Source organism: uncultured Microscilla sp., from assembly GCF_947493425.1.
Taxonomy (GTDB): domain Bacteria; phylum Bacteroidota; class Bacteroidia; order Cytophagales; family Microscillaceae; genus Microscilla.
This window is the reverse complement of the sequence record NZ_CANLRP010000524.1, coordinates 1-399: the sequence shown is the minus strand read 5'-3', so window position 1 is coordinate 399 and position 399 is coordinate 1. Positions and strand designations below refer to the sequence as shown.

Genomic DNA, 399 nt, shown 5'->3' with positions numbered 1-399 from the left:
ACAAAACGCCTTAAAATATCGCTTTTGCCAGATAGTATTACATCATAATTACCTCGCCCACAGTGGGTTGGTAAGGGGGTAAGATTAGTCGTACTTCGTGCTATAATTAAATAATTAACCATTAAATAAAAATGCAATGGGAGCAACAAATTTTGAACGCTACGCCTTCGGAAAAACATTGGAAGAAGCTTACCAAATGGCTTACGAAGAGGCCGAAGATTTTACTGGCATCACCGATGGAGCAAGTGGAGACCTCAACTCTAAACCAGGCTGCATAGAAGTAGCCGTACCCGAAGGGGTGACCCCTGCCAAATACCTGAGTTGGATTGAAAAAGCAGATCGGGCTTTTACGGGCTATGGCATTAGCCAAAAGCAAAAAGATAAGCTGCTGGGTTCCAT

1 pseudogene is annotated in these 399 nt (G+C 43.1%); it reads left to right on the top strand.

Features of this window, described 5'->3' with window-relative positions:
* Positions 1-136 precede the first annotated feature (136 nt).
* Positions 137-399 (top strand): annotated as a pseudogene (locus tag Q0954_RS34565) (hypothetical protein); the annotation flags it as partial.